The sequence below is a fragment of the Mycobacterium sp. OAE908 genome, from assembly GCF_017872775.1.
Taxonomy (GTDB): Bacteria; Actinomycetota; Actinomycetes; order Mycobacteriales; family Mycobacteriaceae; genus Mycobacterium.
The window spans coordinates 412,364-429,395 of sequence record NZ_JAGGJL010000002.1 but is presented as its reverse complement, the minus strand read 5'-3'; the positions used below and the strand labels follow the sequence as shown (position 1 = coordinate 429,395).

Genomic DNA, 17,032 nt, shown 5'->3' with positions numbered 1-17,032 from the left:
GGGCACAGTCGTTACCGAGCAATCACCCCTTTCTTGGAAGGCTGACTTTGAGCACCGCACAGCCATTTGACGTCCTCGCCATCGGGCGCAGCGGCGTCGACATCTACCCCCTGCAGACCGGTGTTGGCCTCGAGGACGTCACGACGTTCGGCAAGTTTCTGGGCGGCAGCGCCGCCAATGTGACGGTGGCCGCGGCACGACTGGGCAACCGCGCCGCGCTGATCTCCGGCGTCGGCGACGATCCGTTCGGCACCTTCGTTCGCAACGAGTTGGCCCGGTTGGGCGTCGACAACCGCTATGTGGCAACCCACGGCGAGTACCCGACGCCCGTCACGTTCTGCGAGATCTTTCCGCCCGACAATTTTCCGCTGTACTTCTACCGCAAGCCGAGCGCGCCGGACCTGCAAATTCGCGCCGACGAGATCGACGCCGACGCGATTCGCGACGCCCGGTTGTACTGGTCGACGGTCACCGGTCTGTCCGAGGAACCAAGCCGCAGTGCGCATTTCGCGGCGTGGGAAGTGCGTGCGCGGCGACCGTTCACCGTCCTGGACCTTGACTACCGGCCGATGTTCTGGGAGTCGCCCGCCGCGGCGACCGAACAGGTGCAGCGTGCACTGCAGCATGTGACGGTCGCGGTCGGCAACAGCGAGGAATGCGAGATCGCGGTCGGAGAGCGCAACCCGCACAAGGCCGCTGACGCGCTGCTCGAGCTCGGCGTCGAGCTGGCGATCGTCAAGCAGGGCCCGCGCGGTGTGCTCGGCAAGACCCGGCATTCGCATGTGATGGTGGCGCCCAACGAAGTCGACGTCGTCAACGGCCTCGGCGCCGGTGATGCGTTCGGCGGCAGCCTGTGTCACGGTCTGCTGCACGGCTGGCCGCTGGAGAAGACGCTGCGCTACGCGAACGCCGCAGGGGCGATTGTCGCGTCGCGGCTGGAGTGCTCGACGGCTATGCCGACGGCTGCGGAGGTGGCCGAACTCGCCGAACAGGCGGCGGTGGAGGCCGTCAATGTCTAGCGCGCTTTGCAGCAGCTACGCGGAGGTCACCGAGGTGCGCGCGGGTGATCCCGGCGCGATCGACCGGGCATGGCAGAACCGCGTCACCCGGCCGACGGTGCGCGGCAACGGTCGACTGATGATCGTCGCCGCCGACCACCCCGCCCGCGGTGCGCTCGCGGTGGGCTCCCGACCGACTGCGATGAACAGCCGCACCGATCTACTCGACCGGTTGCGGGCGGCGCTCGCCGATCCCGGTGTCGACGGTGTCCTCGCCACCGCCGATATCCTCGACGATCTGGTGCTGCTCGGCGCGCTCGAGGACAAGGTCGTGTTCTCGTCGATGAACCGCGGCGGCCTGGCCGGCGCAGCATTTGAACTCGATGACCGGATGACGGCGACCACGGCCGCCGCGACCGCCGCGATGCGGATGAACGGTGGAAAGATGCTGTGCCGCATCGATCTCGGCGATGCCGGCACCGTGGCCACTTTGGAGTCGTGCGCGCGGGCGGTCGACGAGCTTGCGTTGCACGGTTTGATCGCCATGGTCGAGCCGTTCATGTCATCACGCGTCGACGGCAAGGTTCGCAACGACCTGTCCCCCGACGCGGTGATCAAGTCGATCCACATCGGGCAGGGGCTCGGATCGACGTCGGCGTTCACCTGGATGAAGCTGCCGGTGGTCGAGGAGATGGACCGGGTGATGGAGGCGACGACGCTGCCGACCCTGCTGCTCGGCGGTGATCCCGCCGACCCCGACGAGGCGTTCGCCAGTTGGGAGAAGGCACTCGCGCTGCCGTCGGTGCGCGGCCTGATCGTCGGTCGCACCCTGCTCTACCCGGCCGACGACGATGTCAGTTCAGCGGTCGCGACCGCCGTCTCGATGGTGAGGTGACATGCATAGCAAGTACTACATCCCGGCACGCAGCGCGACGTCCCCGTACACCGTCGACGTGACCCCCGAGTCGGCAGGCTGGACCGAGTCGAGCCTGCGCGTCGTCGAAATCGATTCCGACCTGACGCTCGAGACCGCCGACACCGAGGTGATGATCCTGCCGCTGTCCGGACAGGGCTCCGTGGCTGCCGACGGTGAGACGTTCGTATTGTCTTTGCGGACATCGGTTTTCGATGGTCCCGCCGACATGGTGTACCTCGGCATCGGTCAGACATTCACGCTGTCCGGTGAGGGCCGGTTTGCGATCTGCGGTGCGCGCGCTACCCGCCGACTGCCCAACCGCCGGGTGGTCGCCGCCGATGTGCCTGTCGAGCTTCGCGGCACCGGCAACTGCAGCCGCCAGGTGCACAACTTCGGCACCGCAGGCGTTTTCGAGGCCGATTCGTTGATCGCGTGCGAGGTGATCACCCCCGGCGGCAACTGGTCGAGTTATCCGGCGCACAAGCACGACGAGAACACGCCCGTCGAGTCGGCTCTGGAGGAGATCTACTACTTCGAGATCGATTCGGGGCCAGATGATTCCCGCGGCTTCGGCTATCACCGTGTGTACGGCACACCCGACCGCCCCATCGAGGTGCTCGAAGAGGTCCGCAGCGGCGACGTCGTCCTCGTCCCGCACGGCTACCACGGTCCCTCCGTCGCCGCGCCCGGCTACCACATGTACTACCTGAACGTGATGGCAGGCCCCGGCGAGGAACGGGCCTGGAAGATCGTCGACGACCCCGAACACGCCTGGCTGCGCGGCACCTGGGAAGACCAGGCCGTCGACCCCCGGCTGCCCCTGCGATCACGAGGAGTGTGACGTGGTCTCCAAAGCATCCGCATTCAAAACGCCACACAACGAGCCGACCGTCCGACTCACGGTCGCGCAGGCCACCATTCGGTTCCTCGCCAACCAGTACGTCGAGCGTGACGGCGAACGCAGCAAGTTCTTCGCAGGCTGCTTCGGCATCTTCGGCCACGGCAACGTAGCGGGCATCGGCCAGGCGCTGCTGCAGGCCGACCTGGACACAAACGGTCCTTCGCTGCGATATGTGTTGGGCCGCAACGAACAAGCCATGGTGCACACCGCGGCGGCCTACGCACGACAGAAGGACCGGATGCAGGCGTGGGCGGTGACGGCCAGCATCGGGCCCGGTTCGACCAACATGTTGACGGGCGCGGCGCTCGCCACCATCAACCGGCTGCCGGTGCTGCTGTTGCCGTCTGACACGTTCGCAACGCGCGTGAGCGCACCTGTGCTGCAGGACCTCGAACAGCCGCATGACAACGAGCTGACGGTCAACGACGCGTTCAAGCCGCTGTCAAGCTTCTTCGACCGGGTATGGCGCCCGGAGCAGTTGCCGTCGGCTCTGCTGGGTGCGATGCGCGTGCTCACCGACCCCGTCGAAACAGGCGCAGCCACCGTCGCCTTACCGCAGGATGTTCAGGCCGAGGCGTTCGACTGGCCGGAATCGCTGTTCGCCGAACGGACTTGGCACGTTGCGCGCCCCGTCCCTGAGCGGTCGGTCATCGCGCGGGCGGCCGAGGTCATTCGATCCGCGCAGCGGCCGTTGATCGTCGCGGGCGGTGGCGTGATCTACTCCGGCGCCAGCGACGCGCTTGCGGCGTTCGTCGAGAAGACCGGGATCCCGGTGTCGGAGACGCAGGCAGGCAAGGGAGCGCTGCCGTATGACCATCCCCAAGAGGTCGGCGCGATCGGCTCGACCGGGACCACCGCCGCCAATGCGCTGGCCGCTGCGGCCGACGTGGTGATCGGGATCGGCACCCGCTACAGCGATTTCACCAGCGCCTCCCGCACCGCTTTCAACGATCCCGATGTGCGGTTCGTCAACATCAACGTGGCGTCCTTCGACGCGGTCAAACAGGGCGGCCTGTCGGTGGTCGCCGACGCGCGCGAAGCTCTGGAGGCTTTGTCGAGGGCGCTGGGCGACTACTCGGTGACCGACGAATATCGGGCGCAGGCAGCAGAACTCGCACAGGAATGGGACCAGACCGTGTCGGCCGCCTATCGGGTGGAGGACGACGGCAGCGCGCTGAACCAGAGCCAGGTCATCGGGCTGACCAACACGTTGTCCGATCCTCGCGATGTGGTGGTGTGCGCGGCCGGCTCGATGCCGGGTGACCTACACAAGCTCTGGCGTACCCGCGAACGCAAGGGCTACCACGTCGAATACGGCTACTCCTGCATGGGTTACGAGATCGCAGGCGGTATCGGCATCCGGATGGCCGCCCCCGACCGCGACGTGTTCGTCATGGTCGGTGACGGCTCGTATCTGATGATGGCGACCGAACTCGTCACCGCGGTGCAAGAGGGTCTCAAGGTCATCGTGGTGCTGGTGCAGAACCACGGCTTCGCGTCGATCGGTTCGCTGTCGGAGTCGTTGGGCTCGCAGCGGTTCGGCACCGCCTACCGCTATCGCAGCAGCGACGGCCGCCTCGACGGGGACAAGCTGCCCGTTGATCTAGCCGCCAACGCCGCCAGCCTCGGGGCCGAGGTGATCCGCGTGACGACGGCCGCCGAGTTCACCGATGCGGTCAAGGTGGCCAAGGCCAGTGAGCACACCACCGTCATTCATGTCGAGACCGATCCGCTGGTGTATGCGCCTGACAGCCAATCGTGGTGGGACGTTCCGGTGAGCCAGGTTTCGGCATTGGAGTCCACGAATACGGCGTATGAGACCTACGCCGAATGGAAGAAGGTTCAGCGACCGTTGATCAGGCCATCGGAATGAGCACCATTCTCGTCGGCTCAGCACCCGACTCGTGGGGCGTGTGGTTCCCCGACGATCCCAAGCAGACGCCGTATGCCCGCTTCCTCGACGAGGTGGCTGCGGCCGGTTATCAGTGGATCGAGTTAGGGCCGTACGGTTATCTGCCCACCGACTCGCAGCGGCTGTCCGACGAACTCGCGGCGCGCAACCTGAAGCTCTCGGCGGGAACGGTTTTCGAGCATCTGCACCAGGACAATTCCTGGGATGCCGTGTGGAAGCAGATCGAGGACGTCGCAAAGCTGACCGCCGCTGTCGGCGGCAAGCATGTCGTGGTCATCCCCGAGATGTGGCGTGACCCGGCCACCGGCGAGGTTCTCGAGGACCGAAACCTCACCGCTGAGCAGTGGCGCAAGAAGACCGGCGGCATGAACGAACTCGGCAAGGCGATGTTCGAACGCTACGGCGTGCGAGCGCAATACCACCCGCACGCCGACAGCCACGTCGACACCGAGGAGAATGTCTACCGCTTCCTGGACGGCACGGATTCCGATTTCGTCAACCTCTGCCTGGACACCGGCCACATCAGCTACTGCGGCGGCGACAATCTGGCGATCATCAACCGGGCGCCCGAGCGCATCGGCTACCTGCATCTCAAGCAGGTCGATCCGGAGGTGCGGGCCAAGGTCGAGGCGGAGGATCTGCCGTTCGGTGAGGCCGTCAGGCTCGGCGCGATGACCGAACCGCCACGCGGAATCCCGGAGATGCCGCCGTTGCTCGACGCCATCGAGAAACTCGGCATCGACGTCTTCGCGATCGTCGAGCAGGACATGTACCCGTGCGAACCCGATCAGCCGCTGCCGATCGCTACACGCACCCGCAGTTACCTCGGGTCGTGTGGCGTCCCGTCGGTGAAGTTCTAGGAGTTCGAAAGACCATGTCAGATTTGCGTATTGCCGTGCTCGGCGTCGGCATGATGGGTGCCGACCACGTCACCCGCATCACTAGCAAGATCAGCGGCGCTCGGGTCGCCGTCATCAACGACTACCTGCCGGAGAAGGCCGCGGAAGTCGCGGCTTCCGTTCCCGACTCGAGGGTGGCCACCGATCCGTTCGACGCGATCAACGCCGACGACGTAGACGCCGTGGTGCTCGCGACACCGGGGCCCACGCACGAGAAGCAACTGCTGGCCTGCCTCGAACAGGGCAAGCCGGTGCTGTGCGAGAAACCGTTGACCACGGACTCGGCCTCGTCGCTGGAGGTGGTGCGGCGGGAGGCTGCATTGGGCAAGCCGCTGATTCAAGTGGGCTTCATGCGTCGTTTCGATCCCGAGTACCAGCACCTGAAGATGCTGATCGACGGCGGCGAACTCGGCCAGCCGTTGGTGATGCACTGTGTGCACCGAAACCCCACGGTGCCAACGAGTTTCGACTCCGCGATGATCGTGCGGGACTCACTGGTGCATGAGGTCGACGTGACGCGGTTCCTGCTCGGCGAGGAGATCGCGTCGGTGCAGATCATCAGGCCGATGCCGAATCGCGGTGCACCGCGCGGACTGCAGGACCCGCAGATCGCGATCTTCCGCACGGCCAGCGGCAGGCACGTCGACGTCGAGGTGTTCGTCACCACGGGGGTCGCCTACGAAGTACGCACCGAGGTCGTCGGCGAACTCGGCAGCGCCCTCATCGGTTTGGACGTCGGACTGGTGCGCAAGTCGGCCCCGGGACTCTGGGGCGGACGCATCACGCCGGGCTTCAGGGAGAGGTTCGGGACCGCCTATGACATCGAGGTGCAGCGGTGGGTCGATGCTGTGCGGTCCGGTGTCAACGTCGACGGACCGACGGCGTGGGACGGCTACGCAGCGGCCGCGGTCTGCGAGGCGGGTGTCCGCTCGCTGGAGACGGGCGAAGCCGTCGACGTCGAGCTTGCGGAACGAGTGAGCGTTTGATGAAGGTCGCGCTGGATCCCACCCCGTTCCACCACGATTTCGAGCTGCTCGAATTGCCGCGCGTGGTGGCGGAATTGGGTTACGAGCATCTGCAGCTGACCCCGCACCGGGATTTCATCCCGTTCTTCAACCATCCGCGCGCCGACGACGAACTGGTCACCCGGTTCCGCAAGGCATGCGCTGATGCGGGCGTCGGCATCGCGTCGGTGCTGCCGGTGCTGCGCTGGTCGGGACCCGACGAGGATGCCCGTGAAGCCGCGGTGCGCAACTGGAAGCGCGTCATCCAGATCACCGTCGACCTCGGCGTCAACGTGATCAACACCGAGTTCTCCGGGCGGCCTGAACGGGCCGAGGAGTCCGAGCGGGCGTTCTTCCGTTCGATGGAGGAGCTGCTGCCGATCTTCGAGCGTGAGGGCATCGACGTCCGAATCGACCCGCACCCAGACGATTTCGTCGAGGATGGGCTCGAGGCGTTGCGCATCATCCGTGGGCTGAACTCGCCGAACGTCGGTTTCGTTTTCGTCGCCTGCCACGCCTTCCACATGGGCGGCAACATGACGGAGATCATCCGTACGGCGGGCGATAGGCTGCGTCTGGTGCATGTCGCGGACACGATGGACCATCGTCGCAGCCACGGCCTTCGCTACATCACCAACCCGCCGGGCAACCCGGCACGAGTGCACCAGCACCTCAAGATCGGCGACGGCGACGTCGACTGGGACGAGTTCTTCGGCGGCCTGGCCGAGATCGAGTTCTACGACCGCTCCGACACCGTCATGGTGTCATCGGTTTTCGCCGAGAACGAAAACGCCAACGAGGTGTCGCGCTACCAACTCGCCACCATGTCCGAATACGTATCCAAATACCGCAAATAGGAACAGCACATGACACAGACAATCCCCCACTGGATCAACAACAAGCCCTATGCGGGCGACGCAGACAACAGCCAGCCCGTGACGAATCCGGCGACCGGCGCGGTGACCGGGCACGTGGCGCTGGCCACCGTCGAGGATGCGCGCGCCGTGATCGATGCGGCCGCCGCGGCGTTCCCCGCGTGGCGCGACACCTCGCTGGCCAAGCGCACTCAAGTGCTGTTCAAGTTCAGGGAGCTGCTCAACGAGCGCAAGGGTGAGCTGGCCGAGATCATCACCAGCGAGCACGGCAAGGTCGTCTCCGATGCACTCGGTGAGGTGTCGCGCGGCCAGGAGGTCGTCGAATTCGCCTGCGGGATACCGCATCTGCTCAAGGGCGGGTTCACCGAGAACGCCTCGACCAAGGTCGACGTCTACTCCATCCGCCAACCGCTGGGTCCGGTCGGCATCATCAGCCCGTTCAACTTCCCGGCCATGGTGCCGATGTGGTTCTTCCCCATCGCCATCGCTGCAGGCAACACCGTCGTGCTCAAGCCGTCGGAAAAGGATCCGTCGGCGTCGCTGTGGCTGGCCAACCTGTGGGCCGAAGCTGGGCTCCCCCCAGGGGTTTTCAACGTTCTACAAGGTGATAAGACCGCCGTCGACGAACTGCTGACCAACCCCAAGATCAAATCCGTTTCGTTCGTCGGCTCGACCCCGATCGCGCAGTACGTCTACCAAACCGGCACCGCGCACGGAAAGCGCGTCCAGGCCTTGGGCGGGGCAAAGAACCACGCGGTGATCCTGCCCGACGCCGATCTGGATCTGGCCGCAGACGCGATGGTCAACGCCGGCTTCGGCTCAGCTGGGGAACGCTGCATGGCCATCAGCGCGTGTGTGGCTGTCGGCCCGATCGCCGACGATCTGGTCGCCAAGATCGCCGAGCGTGCCCGCGTTATCAAGACCGGCGACGGCACCGGAGACGCCGACATGGGCCCACTGGTCACCAGCGCGCACCGCGACAAGGTCGCCTCCTACATCGACGCCGGCGAGGCCGACGGCGCCAAGATCGTCGTCGACGGCCGCACGGTGAAGGCCGACGGCGGGCCCGAGGGATTCTGGCTGGGCCCCACCCTGATCGACCACGTCACCCCCGAGATGAGCGTCTACACCGACGAGATCTTCGGGCCCGTGCTCTCGGTGCTGCGCGTCGAGACCTATGACGAAGCCCTCGATCTGGTGAACTCGAACCCATACGGCAACGGCACCGCGATCTTCACCAACGACGGCGGCGCGGCCCGACGCTTCCAAAACGAGGTCGAGGTCGGCATGGTCGGCATCAATGTGCCGATCCCGGTGCCGATGGCCTATTACAGCTTCGGCGGCTGGAAGGCTTCGCTGTTCGGCGACACCCACGCCCACGGCATGGACGGAGTCCAGTTCTTCACCCGCGGCAAAGCCATCACCAGCCGCTGGCTCGACCCCAGCCACGGCGGCATCGAACTGGGCTTCCCGCAGAACAAGTAGCCCCAACTACCGCGTGGGCCCACACGTGAGTAGGGGACGTGCGTGTCTGCTCCGCGACACGCCGCTCGCAGCGAGCATTTTGTGCACGCTCACAGCCCGCGAGCGTGCGTGTCTGCACCGCAACACACCGCGAAACCCGTACGTTTTGCGCACCTTCGGCCGCGATGAGCGTGCGCGAAATGCACACAAATGGCGGCGTGTCTGCGTACAGACACGCACGCTCGGCGTATGAGGATCGCCGAGTGTGGGGTATGCGGGTTTACCAGTGCCCGCGCTGACGGGCACCACCCCACACTCGGCGACGTCTGCTCAGAGGATGTACAGCATCTCCTGATAGGTCGGCAGCGGCCAAAGATCGTCGGCCACAACGCCTTCCAGCGCGTCGGCCGCGGCACGGACCGCATCCATCGCAGGCAGCAACGCGTCGCGCGCATGCAGCGCTTCGTCGTAGGCGCTCTCAGCGTGATGGTCGGCGAGCGCCTTCTTCAGATCGGCCAACGCACTGGTCAATGCGGTGAGCGGTTCGGACACCGCCTCCAACAGCGCCAGGCTCGGCGTGACACCGGCCTTCTTCAATGCGGCCACGTTCTGCGCCAGTTCCGTCTGATAGCGCAGCGCAGCGGGAAGCACGACCGTCGAGCCGATCTCGAAGGTCAGCTTGGCTTCCACCCCGATGGTCAGCGCGTACTGCTCCAGCCGAACCTCATAGCGGCTGTGCAGTTCTCGCTCGTTGAACACACCGTACTTGTCGAACAGCTCGACGGACTCGGGTGCGATCAACGACGGCAGCGCGTCCGGCGTTGTCTTGAAGTTCGGCAGGCCGCGCTCGGCCGCCTCGATCTGCCAGTTCTCCGAGTAGCCGTCGCCGTTGAAGACGACCGCCCCGTGTTCGGTGATGATGTCGGTGAGCAGTTTTTGCACCGACTTGTCGAAGTCCTCGCCGTCTTCGACCGCCTTCTCCAAGATCGTTGCGATGTAGTCGAACGAGTCGGCCATGATCGTGTTGAGGATGATCATCGGCACCGCGACGGTCTGACCAGATCCCGGGGCGCGGAACTCGAACCTGTTGCCGGTGAACGCAAATGGGCTCGTGCGGTTGCGGTCGCCCGGATCGGTCGGCAGCGGCGGCAGGGTGTCGACGCCGATGATCATCGTGCCCTTGCCCTTGGACGACGTGGCCGCGCCCTTGGCGATCTGCTCGAACACGTCGGCCAACTGGTCGCCGAGGAAGATCGAAATGATCGCGGGCGGGGCCTCGTTGGCACCGAGCCGGTGGTCGTTCGTCGCCGATGCCACCGAGATGCGAAGCAGCGGTGCGTATTTGTGCACGGCCCGGATGACCGCCGCACAGAACACCAGGAACTGAGCATTCTCATGCGGTGTGTCCCCCGGCACCAGCAGGCTGCCGAGTTCCGCGTTACCTACCGAAAAGTTGACGTGCTTGCCCGAACCGTTGACACCCGCAAACGGCTTCTCGTGGAACAGACATTCCATGCCGTGCTTCTTGGCGATGGTCTTGAACGTCGTCATCAGCAGTTGCTGGTGGTCGGAGGCCAGGTTGGCGCGCTCGAACATCGGTGCCACCTCGAACTGGCCGGGTGCCACCTCGTTGTGCCGAGTCTTGGCCGGAATGCCGAGCTTGAACAGCTCCCGCTCGGTGTCCATCATGAAGCCCAGGACCCGTTCGGGTACCGCACCGAAGTAGTGGTCGTCGAATTCCTGGCCCTTGGGCGGCTTGGCCCCGAACAGGGTGCGACCGGCGTTGATGAGGTCCGGTCGCGCGAGGAAGAAGTGGCGGTCGACGAGGAAGTACTCCTGCTCAGGACCGCAGAACGACACCACCTTCTCGAGTTGCTCATGGCCGAACAGCTTCAGGATGCGCTCGGCGTGCGTACCCATGGCTTGCTGGCTGCGCAGCAGCGGCGTCTTGTAATCCAGGGCCTCGCCGGTCATCGACACGAACACCGTCGGAATGCAGAGCGTGTTGCCGTTCGGGTTCTCCAAGATGTAGGCCGGGCTGGTGACGTCCCAGCCGGTGTAGCCGCGCGCCTCGAACGTGCTGCGCAGGCCACCCGATGGGAAACTCGACGCGTCGGGCTCACCCTGGATCAGGGTTTTGCCGGCGAACTCGGCCAACGTCTGGCCGTCGGACACCGGTTCAAGGAAGCTGTCGTGCTTCTCGGCCGTCAGCCCGGTCATCGGGTAGAAGACGTGGGCGTAGTGCGTCGCGCCGCGCTCCAGCGCCCAGTCCTTCATCGCCGCGGCCACCGCGTCGGCGACCGCCGGGTCGAGTTTCGCGCCCTTCTCGATGGTCGCAACCACGGATTTGTAGACCGACTTAGGCAGCCGCACCTGCATCTCGGCCTTGGTGAAGACATTCGACCCGAAGATCGATCCGGGCGCCTCGCCCGGGTCGAAGCTGATCGCAGGAGGGACATGCGCCTCGACGTCGTTGATCGCCTGCAGGCGCACCGCATTTCCGCTCAATTCAGTTCCTATCACCCCAGATGCCCGGCATCTGATTTGCTCGACGTTGACCGGCCAACCCTAGGGACCGTCGATGGCAAACTTGTTACGTCGGCGTCAACGCGGCGTGTCCCCCGTCGGCGGGCGCACGCGGGAGAATGGGGCAATGCGACGACTGACTGCTGGCATGGTCGGTGGCGGCCCGGGCGCGATGATCGGCGCCGCGCACCGCCACGCCATGTGGCTGGACAACCAATACGACCTTGCCGCAGGCATTTTCGGGCGCGACACAGCCGCTTCGGCTGAGTTTGCCACCACCCTGGGCGTGGAGCGCGTCTACGACGACTACCAGGACATGGCCCGCACGGAGTCCGGGCGACTGGACGTCGTCGCGGTCGTCACGCCCAATGACAGCCACTTCGACATCGCCAAGGCCTTCCTCGAGGCGGGTATCGCCGTCGTCTGCGAGAAGCCGCTCACCAACGACTCGGCGTCTGCGGCCGAGCTGGTGGCAATCGCGAAAGCCAACAACGCGATTCTCGCTGTGCCCCATATCTATTCGGCCTATCCGATGGTTCGGCATGCCGCGCGGATGGTGCGCAACGGCGACCTCGGCCGCATTCGCTTCGTCGCCGCAGAACACGCGTCGGGCTGGGCGTCGGCAGATGTCCAACAGTGGCGGATGGATCCGAAAATGGGCGGCGTCGCCACCGCTGTGGCCGACGTCGGCACCCACGCGTTTCACTTGCTGCGCTACATCACCGGACTCGAGGCCACGCGCGTCTCGGCCGAACTCAGCACATTGGTGCCGAACAGGCCGGTGTTCGACAACGCGACGATGCGGTTGACGCTGTCCAACGGCGCGCCCGCAACCGTGTGGGCGACGATGGCGGCCACCGGTCACGAACATGGCCTGCGGATCCGGGTTTTCGGCGACGACGCGAGCCTGGAGTGGCGTCACGAAGATCCGCAGCACTTGATCGTCCGTGATCTGGCGGGCGGCGCGACGATCCTGGCGCACGGCATGAGCACGCTGTCGCCTGACGCCACCCGCCTGACCCGCGTCGGGCTGGGCCACCCCGAGGGCTTTCTGGAGGCATTCGCCAACTTCTATCTCGACCTCGCGGACCTGTTGCGGGGGCGCGATGCACCCGACTTGTCCATCCCCACCGGGGTCGACGGTCTGATCGGCGTCCAACTGGTCGAAGCCGCGATCGCCTCTCACCAACACGACGGCACCTGGGTGGATTTTCCGGAAAGCGGGTAGCCCGGGCTAAAGGCCGACCGGCGCCACAGCGCTTTTCGAACGTCCTAGGCTGGTTTCATGCGGTTGGGTAAACGACGCGACATCACCCATGACTTCGACGCGGACTACGACGAGCATGCGGTGGTTGTGACCGGGCCGGAGCATGAGGCGGCCGGCGTCAAGGCCGTCATGGTGTCGCTGCAGCGCGGACTGAAATCGATGGGCGCGGCGCGCACCGCTGCGGCGCTGGCCCGGCTGAACCAACGGCACGGCTTCGACTGCCCCGGATGCGCATGGCCGGAGGAACACGGTGGCCGCAAATTCGCGGAGTTCTGTGAAAACGGCGCCAAGGCCGTCGCCGAAGAGGCCACCAAGCGCGTCGTCGCCCCGGAGTTCTTCGCCAGACACTCGATCGCCGATCTCGACTCCCGGCCCGAATACTGGTTGTCCCAGCAGGGCCGCCTCACACATCCGATGGTGCTGCGCCCCGGTGACGACCACTACCGCCCGATCGAATGGGACGAGGCGTACCGGTTGATCGCCGACGAGCTTCGTGCGCTGGCCCATCCGGACGAGGCCGTGTTCTACACGTCGGGCCGCACCAGTAATGAAGCGGCGTTCCTGTACCAGTTGTTGGTCCGCAGTTTCGGCACGAACAATCTGCCCGATTGCAGCAACATGTGCCACGAGTCGTCCGGGCACGCGCTCATCGAGGCCATCGGGATCGGCAAGGGCTCGGTCACCGTCGACGACGTCACCAAGGCCGACCTGATCGTGATCTGCGGACAGAACCCCGGCACCAACCATCCGCGGATGCTGTCGACCTTGGAGAAGGCCAAGGCCAACGGCGCGAAGGTCATCGCCGTCAACCCGCTGCCCGAAGCAGGGCTGATCAGGTTCAAGGACCCGCAGAAGGTGCACGGTGTGGTCGGCAACGGAATCCCGATCGCCGACGAGTTCGTGCAGATCCGCATCGGCGGAGACATGGCCTTGTTCGCGGGAATCGGCCGGTTGATGCTGGAAGCCGAGGACAAGGCGCCCGGCAGCGTGCTCGACCGCGACTTCATCGACAAGTACTGCGCGAACTTCGACGAGTACGAGATGCAGACCCGCGCCGTCGACATCGAAACGGTGTTGGAGGCCACCGGCATCGATCGGGCTCAGCTGGACCGCGTCGCCGAGATGATGATGACTTCCGAACGCACCGTCGCGTGTTGGGCAATGGGGCTGACGCAGCACCGGCACGCGGTGCCGATGATCTCGGAAGTCACGAACGTCTTGTTGATGCGCGGCATGATCGGCAAGCCCGGTGCCGGACTGTGTCCGGTCCGCGGACACTCCAACGTTCAGGGCGATCGCACGATGGGCATCTGGGAGAAGATGCCCGAGGAGTTCCTTGCCGCCCTTGACGACCGGTTCGGCATCGTCAGTCCGCGTGAGCACGGCCTTGACACAGTCGGCGCGATCCGCGCGATGCGCGACGGGCACGCGAAAGTGTTCATGGGCATGGGTGGCAACTTCGCGATGGCCACACCGGACACCGCGGTCACCGAGGCGGCGCTGCGCAATTGCGCACTGACCGTGCAGGTGTCGACGAAGCTGAACCGCAGCCACGTCGTGCATGGCCGCACGGCGTTGATTCTGCCTTCGCTGGGCCGGACCGACCGAGATATCCAAAACGGCACCAAACAGCAAGTGTCGGTTGAGGATTCGATGTCGATGGTGCATCTGTCGCGCGGCAGCCTGCACCCGCCAAGCGATCAGGTGCGCAGCGAAGTGGCCATCGTCTGCCAACTGGCTCGCGAACTGCTCGGGCCGCAGCACCCAGTGCCGTGGGAACAGTTCGCAGGCGATTACGATGCCATCCGCGACGCCATCGCGGTCGTCGTGCCGGGCTGCGAGGACTACAACCGCAAGGTTCGCCAGCCCGACGGCTTCCAGCTGCCGCATGGCCCGCGTGATTCGCGCGAGTTTCCAACCAGCACAGGCAAAGCCAACTTCGCGGCCAACCCGCTGCAGTGGGTGCCCGTGCCCGAAGGGCGGCTGGTGTTGCAGACCATGCGCAGCCACGATCAGTACAACACCACAATTTACGGTCTCGACGACCGTTACCGCGGCGTCAAGGGTGGTCGTCGCGTGGTATTCGTCAATCCCGCCGACATAACGAGATTCGGGCTCGCCGAGGGTGAACGTGTCGACCTGGTCTCGGAGTTCACCGACGGTGAGAACAATCTGCAGGAGCGGCGCGCCAAGGACTTCAAGGTGGTGTCCTACTCGACGCCGGTCGGCAACGCCGCGGCGTATTACCCGGAGACCAATGCCCTGGTGGCGCTGGATCATGTTGCGGAGAAGTCGAATACCCCGGTGTCCAAGGCGGTCGTGATTCGGCTAGAGCGCTCGGCCGGCGTGAAGTCGGACGATCGGGTGGTCACCTAGTGGGGCGGGTGACGGCCAGGCGCCGGGTTCAACACGTGACCGCCGAAAGCGCGGTGGCGCGGCCCGACACGCTGGTGGTCGAGGAGCCTCTGGAGATCCGTGTCAACGGCAAACCGATCACCGTCACGATGCGCACACCGGGGTCGGATATCGAACTGGCGCAAGGCTTTCTGCTCACCGAAGGGGTGATCGCCAACCGCGACGACGTGTTGACCGTGCGGTACTGCAAGGGCGCCACCGATGAAGGGGTCAACACCTACAACGTGCTCGATGTGACGCTGGCGCCCGGCGTCGACATGCCGGATGTCGACGTCACCCGCAACTTCTACACCACGTCGTCCTGCGGAGTGTGCGGCAAGGCGTCGCTGGACGCCGTGCGGCTCATCAGCAGGCACTGCCCCGGCGACGACCCTTCGACGGTGGCCACCGAAACGCTCTCGGCCATGCCGGACAAGCTGCGCGATGCGCAGAAGGTGTTCGCCAGCACCGGCGGTCTGCACGGTGCAGCCCTGTTCGACACCGACGGCACCATGCTGGCCGTGCGCGAAGACATCGGCAGGCACAACGCCGTCGACAAGGTCATCGGCTGGGCGCTGGAGGCCGGCCGCATCCCGCTGACCGCAACCGTGCTGCTGGTCAGCGGGCGCGCATCGTTCGAACTCACCCAAAAGGCCGTGATGGCAGGCATTCCCGTACTGGCCGCGGTGTCTGCGCCGTCATCGCTGGCGGTGGACCTGGCCAGCCAGTCCGGGCTGACGCTGGTGGCGTTCCTGCGGGGCGAATCGATGAACGTCTACACCCGGCCAGATCGGATCACGCCGTCCTCGCCTCGAACGGATCGGCCGTGACAATCGTGCGGCTGATGGCGTCGGTGACGGCGTGTGCCGCCTCCTGCAGCAACATGTGACCGGCCATGGGAAGGTGCTCGTGTTCGGCGCCAGCGATGGCGTCGGCCATGTCGTGTGAGTGTGACGGTGGGGTCAGGACGTCGGCTCCCCCACTGAGGATGATCGTCTGGGCGCGAACCGATCCCAGCGTGGCGGTTTGGTCGTAGGCCCGCAGGCTGGGCAGGAACCCGACCGCAGCGTCGAGTGAGGTCGTGGCGGCCAGGGCATTGGCGAACAGCGCGGCAAGTGTCGAGCGCGCATGGCTGCCGACCTGGAGCGCCAACGTCGCGCACACGGGCTTGGTCAGCAGCCGGATGGCGCGCTGCGGCGCGAAGGCGGCGAGCCCGCACAACACGTCCGCTGCGGGACTGGCCAGCAGCCGGGCGATGCCGCGCTCGGCGAGTCGGCCCGCGGCCGTCGCGACAAGGATCAGTCCGTGCGGCTCGACGGGGCGATCGGCGGGAGGCCTGCCGAGATAGGCGAGTGCGACCATCCCGCCCATCGAGTGGCCCGCCAGGGTGACTCGGCCACGCACGCCGAGGGCCGTCAAGACGTCGGCTAGGTCGTCGGCAAGCTGCGCGACGGTGTAGGTGCGCTTCGGCGCGGAATCCGACCCGCCGTGGCCGCGGTGGTCATAGCTGATGATTCGGATGCGCTCGCCCCACTGCCGGGTCAGGTGGCGGATCTGGCCAGCCCACGATCCCTTCTCCAGGCACAGGCCGTGCAGCAACACCACGGTCGACTCGGCATCACGTGGGCCTTGGTCTCGCACTGCCAACCGCACTCCGTCGCGGACGGTGACGGTCAGTTCGGTGTGCACGCGGCTACGCAACGAAACGCTGGGTGCGCCGGGTGCGAAGGTTGCGGTAGCCATGACGAAATGGTCAGGGATGCGGTAGGTACTCCGTAATCGTCGCGACGCCAGATTCCGCAGGCCAACGGAGAGGGTTTTCTATCCGTCAGGTAAGCCGGCGCGTCCTGCCTGCAATCTCCACCCGATCTCCACA

Annotated in this window: 13 protein-coding genes; 11 read left to right on the top strand and 2 right to left on the bottom strand. The window is 65.7% G+C overall.

Annotation, left to right across the window (positions count from 1 at the left end; all coding sequences use genetic code 11):
- Positions 1-47 precede the first annotated feature (47 nt).
- From iolC to J3E61_RS27200, 8 genes are read left to right on the top strand one after another with little or no spacing between them, the layout of a single operon-like run.
- Complete coding sequence (gene iolC / locus J3E61_RS27235) at positions 48-1,019, top strand: 5-dehydro-2-deoxygluconokinase (RefSeq protein WP_210085991.1); 972 nt, start codon at positions 48-50, stop codon at positions 1,017-1,019.
- On the top strand, positions 1,012-1,893 hold the full coding sequence (locus J3E61_RS27230; RefSeq protein WP_210085990.1) for an aldolase: 882 nt from the start codon (positions 1,012-1,014) through the stop codon (positions 1,891-1,893). The genes iolC and J3E61_RS27230 overlap by 8 nt, the downstream gene beginning before the upstream one ends.
- A gap of 1 nt (position 1,894) precedes the next feature.
- Entirely contained in the window at positions 1,895-2,755 is an 861-nt protein-coding gene (gene iolB / locus J3E61_RS27225; RefSeq protein ID WP_210085989.1) for a 5-deoxy-glucuronate isomerase, read from the top strand.
- Between the two features lies 1 nt (position 2,756).
- Positions 2,757-4,688 (top strand): 3D-(3,5/4)-trihydroxycyclohexane-1,2-dione acylhydrolase (decyclizing), encoded by a 1,932-nt coding sequence (iolD, locus tag J3E61_RS27220; RefSeq protein ID WP_210085988.1) that lies wholly within the window; start codon positions 2,757-2,759, stop codon positions 4,686-4,688.
- Complete coding sequence (locus tag J3E61_RS27215; RefSeq protein WP_210085987.1) at positions 4,685-5,587, top strand: TIM barrel protein; 903 nt, start codon at positions 4,685-4,687, stop codon at positions 5,585-5,587. Before iolD ends, J3E61_RS27215 begins: the two co-directional genes overlap by 4 nt.
- 14 nt (positions 5,588-5,601) lie before the next feature.
- On the top strand, positions 5,602-6,612 hold the full coding sequence (locus tag J3E61_RS27210) for a Gfo/Idh/MocA family oxidoreductase (protein WP_210085986.1): 1,011 nt from the start codon (positions 5,602-5,604) through the stop codon (positions 6,610-6,612).
- Positions 6,612-7,487: a sugar phosphate isomerase/epimerase gene (locus J3E61_RS27205; protein ID WP_210085985.1), complete on the top strand. Its 876-nt coding sequence runs from the start codon at positions 6,612-6,614 to the stop codon at positions 7,485-7,487. The genes J3E61_RS27210 and J3E61_RS27205 overlap by 1 nt, the downstream gene beginning before the upstream one ends.
- 9 nt (positions 7,488-7,496) lie before the next feature.
- Positions 7,497-8,990 (top strand): CoA-acylating methylmalonate-semialdehyde dehydrogenase, encoded by a 1,494-nt coding sequence (locus tag J3E61_RS27200; RefSeq protein ID WP_192723449.1) that lies wholly within the window; start codon positions 7,497-7,499, stop codon positions 8,988-8,990.
- Between the two features lie 309 nt (positions 8,991-9,299).
- On the opposite strand, the gene J3E61_RS27195 is transcribed toward J3E61_RS27200, so the two are convergent.
- Positions 9,300-11,477, bottom strand: a complete 2,178-nt coding sequence (locus J3E61_RS27195) for a glutamine synthetase III (RefSeq protein ID WP_210085984.1) — start codon at positions 11,475-11,477, stop codon at positions 9,300-9,302.
- A gap of 145 nt (positions 11,478-11,622) precedes the next feature.
- Between J3E61_RS27195 and J3E61_RS27190 the strand changes: the two genes are divergently transcribed.
- The 3 genes from J3E61_RS27190 to fdhD are packed head-to-tail and all read left to right on the top strand — an operon-like array spanning position 11,623 to position 15,986.
- Positions 11,623-12,723: a Gfo/Idh/MocA family oxidoreductase gene (locus tag J3E61_RS27190; protein ID WP_210085983.1), complete on the top strand. Its 1,101-nt coding sequence runs from the start codon at positions 11,623-11,625 to the stop codon at positions 12,721-12,723.
- 57 nt (positions 12,724-12,780) lie between these two features.
- Positions 12,781-15,138, top strand: a complete 2,358-nt coding sequence (locus J3E61_RS27185; protein ID WP_210085982.1) for an FdhF/YdeP family oxidoreductase — start codon at positions 12,781-12,783, stop codon at positions 15,136-15,138.
- On the top strand, positions 15,138-15,986 hold the full coding sequence (gene fdhD, locus J3E61_RS27180) for a formate dehydrogenase accessory sulfurtransferase FdhD (RefSeq protein WP_210085981.1): 849 nt from the start codon (positions 15,138-15,140) through the stop codon (positions 15,984-15,986). The genes J3E61_RS27185 and fdhD overlap by 1 nt, the downstream gene beginning before the upstream one ends.
- Here the strand turns inward: fdhD and J3E61_RS27175 are convergent.
- A complete protein-coding gene (locus tag J3E61_RS27175) occupies positions 15,952-16,899 on the bottom strand; it encodes an alpha/beta fold hydrolase (RefSeq protein ID WP_210085980.1) in 948 nt (315 codons plus the stop codon). The genes fdhD and J3E61_RS27175 overlap by 35 nt on opposite strands.
- Positions 16,900-17,032 lie beyond the last annotated feature (133 nt).

Excerpts from the sequence above, each read along its gene's own strand:
- J3E61_RS27230 (WP_210085990.1), top strand. The coding sequence starts at position 1,012 with ATGTCTAGCGCGCTTTGCAGCAGCTACGCGGAGGTCACCGAGGTGCGC.
- iolB (WP_210085989.1), top strand. The coding sequence starts at position 1,895 with ATGCATAGCAAGTACTACATCCCGGCACGCAGCGCGACGTCCCCGTAC.
- J3E61_RS27215 (WP_210085987.1), top strand. The coding sequence starts at position 4,685 with ATGAGCACCATTCTCGTCGGCTCAGCACCCGACTCGTGGGGCGTGTGG.
- J3E61_RS27210 (WP_210085986.1), top strand. The coding sequence starts at position 5,602 with ATGTCAGATTTGCGTATTGCCGTGCTCGGCGTCGGCATGATGGGTGCC.
- J3E61_RS27205 (WP_210085985.1), top strand. The coding sequence starts at position 6,612 with ATGAAGGTCGCGCTGGATCCCACCCCGTTCCACCACGATTTCGAGCTG.
- J3E61_RS27200 (WP_192723449.1), top strand. The coding sequence starts at position 7,497 with ATGACACAGACAATCCCCCACTGGATCAACAACAAGCCCTATGCGGGC.
- J3E61_RS27190 (WP_210085983.1), top strand. The coding sequence starts at position 11,623 with ATGCGACGACTGACTGCTGGCATGGTCGGTGGCGGCCCGGGCGCGATG.
- J3E61_RS27185 (WP_210085982.1), top strand. The coding sequence starts at position 12,781 with ATGCGGTTGGGTAAACGACGCGACATCACCCATGACTTCGACGCGGAC.
- J3E61_RS27175 (WP_210085980.1), bottom strand. The coding sequence starts at position 16,899 with ATGGCTACCGCAACCTTCGCACCCGGCGCACCCAGCGTTTCGTTGCGT.